Raw genomic sequence first — 2644 nt, 5'->3', positions numbered from 1 at the left:
GAAGCCGGACTATGCCGATGCGTTCTGCAACCGCGGCATGGCGGAATTGATGACTGGCCAGTTGGGGCGCGCCAAGGACAGCTTCGATCGCGCCATGTCGTTGCAGCCGCATCATGCGGAGGCGATCGCCGGCAAGGGCATGGTGAGCCTCGAGCTCCGGCACTTCGAGGAGGCGGCCGCCGCCTTCGACGCGGCGCTCGCGATCAAGCCGGGCTCTCCGCGGATCCTGCTGCAGCGCGGACGGCTCAATTTGAGCCTGTCCCGGCTGGAGCAGGCTGCCGCGGACCTCGATGCGGCGCTGGCGCAATCGCCGCGGCTCGAGCTCGCACTTTGCTGGCGGGCGCAGATCGACATTCTCGCGGGAAACACGGCGCGGGCGATGGCGGGCGTCAAGACGCTGCTCGAGGTCAACCCGCGATCCGAGATGGGCTTGGCGCTTCTGGCGGCTTGCCACGTGAACCAGGGCGACATCGCCGCCGCGCTTGGGCACCTCGACGCGGCGCTCGAGATCGCGCCGGACTTTCCGGAGGCCATCGGGTACAAGATCTTCGTGCTGGACTACCTGCCGGAGGCCAATTTCGCTGCCCAGCAGGCCGCGCGAAAATACTGGTGGGACGCCATTGGCGCGAAGCTCACGCAAAGGACGCTGTTGCCGCGCAAGCTTGATCCGGACCGGCGGATCGTGATCGGTTATGTCGCGTCCGAATTCAGGAACCACTCGGCGGCGTACTCTCTGCTGCCGGTGCTGACCCATCATGACCATGCCAAGTTCAAGATCGTCTGTTATTCCTGCTGGCCGTTGCAGGATGAGATGACCGAGCAGTTCAAGTCTCTCGCCGATGTCTGGGTCGATGCCGCACAATTGTCAGACGACGAACTGGCCGATCGTATTCAGGCGGATGGGATCGACATATTGATCGATGTGTCCGGGCACACGACCGGCAGCCGGCTTCACGTCTTCGCCCGCAAGCCGGCGCCCATCCAGGTCACGGGCTTTGGGCACGCGACGGGGACGGGCCTCAAGACCATGGACTACGTGCTCGCGGATCCGGTCTTCATTCCGCAATCGGCCCGGCACCTGCTGGCCGAGAAAGTCCACGATCTGCCCTGCCTTATCACGATCGATCCGATCCTGGACGTGCCGCCGTCGGAGCCTCCCATGCTACGCAACGGCTACGTGACGTTCGGCGTGTTCAACCGCATCTTCAAGATATCGGACGAAGCCATCGGCGTGTGGTCGAAGGTAATGGGCGCAGTGAGCGGATCAAAGATCGTCGTCAAGAACGGCATGCTCGACGATCCCCTGTTGCGCGAGCGCCTGGTGGCACGGTTCGCGGCCCAGGGGATCGCCGAAGACAGCGTTATCTGCATGGGTTCGACCTCGCGCCAGGAGCATCTGCGGGCCTTTGAGAACGTCGACATCTCGCTCGACACCTTCCCGCAGAACGGCGGGATCAGCACCTGGGAATCCCTCTATGCCGGCGTTCCGGTCGTGGCCAAGCTCGGTAACGGCGCCTCGTCGCGTGCGGGGGGCTCGATCGTGGCCGCCGTCGGCCTCGGGGACTGGGTCGCCACCGACGACGAGGGTTACGCCGCGATCGCGTGCAAATATGCGGCGCAGCCCGCCCATCTGGCAAAGTTGCGGGCGGATCTGCCGGCGCGGATCGCAGCCTCGCCCGCCGGCAACGTCGAATTCTACACGCGTGAGGTCGAAGCGGCCTATCGCCGGTTCTGGCACGATCATTGTGCGGCGGCCCTGGAGCCGGCGTAGGAAGGCGCCGAGCCCCGGGGAAACCCGGAGGCGATGGAGCTCCGGCGGCCGGCCGGCCCGTGCTGCGAATCAGCTAGACTCTGCATCGGGCACCCTTCCGGAGAGACACCTTGCAGAAGAGCGGCGGCGCGCGCGCATTCCAGAATGCGCGATTGCAGAAGAAGTTGATGAAGCAGGCCGACGCCGTCCTCTCTGCCGCGGCGAGCGCCTATGGCCAGGGCAAATATGCCGAGACCGAGGCGCTTTGCCGCGAAATCCTGAAAGCGCTCCCTGACCATGTCGACGCCATGCATCTGCTCGGCATGTGCGCCCATGACGGCCGCCGTCTCGAGGAGGCGAAGGAGCTGCTGGAGCGCGTGATTGCGCTCGATCCCCGCCTGCACGATGCCCATAACAACCTCGCGACCGTGCATTTCGACCTCGGCAACTACGAGGAGGCGCGGCGGTGCCAGGAGAGGGCGATCGCGCTGAAGCCGAACTTCGTCGTCGCGCTGACCAATCTCGGCAACACGCTGATGCATTTGGGGCAGTACGCGAAGGCGCTCGAGATGCACGAGCGCGCCATCAAGATCAAACCCGATCATGCCGACGCGTTCTGCAATCGCGGCATGATCGAGATCTTGCTGGGACAGCTCACGAAGGCCAAGGAGAGTTTCGACCGGGCCCTGCTGTTTCAGCCGCGTCATGCCGAGGCCATCGTCGGGAGTGGCATGGTCAGCATGGAACTGCGGCACCACGAAGAGGCGGCCGCCAAATTCGCCATGGCGCTCGCGATCAAGCCGGGTGCGCCGAGGATCCTGGCCCAGCGCGGGCGGCTCAGCTACGAGCTGCAGCGTCTGGAGCCGGCGCTTGCGGATTTCGATGCTGCGCTGG

At 65.1% G+C, this 2644-nt stretch carries 1 protein-coding gene and 1 pseudogene; both read left to right on the top strand.

Annotated elements, in window-relative coordinates; all coding sequences use genetic code 11:
• Nucleotides 1-1771: tetratricopeptide repeat protein (locus tag JHD07_RS31835; protein ID WP_291629360.1), on the top strand; the 1771-nt coding region annotated here is incomplete at its 5' end.
• Nucleotides 1772-1881: 110 nt separating this feature from the next.
• Nucleotides 1882-2644: pseudogene (locus JHD07_RS31830) on the top strand (tetratricopeptide repeat protein); the annotation flags it as partial.

It is taken from the genome of Bradyrhizobium sp., assembly GCF_016462955.1.
Lineage (GTDB): Bacteria > Pseudomonadota > Alphaproteobacteria > Rhizobiales > Xanthobacteraceae > Bradyrhizobium.
This window is presented reverse-complemented; position numbering and strand designations above follow the sequence as displayed.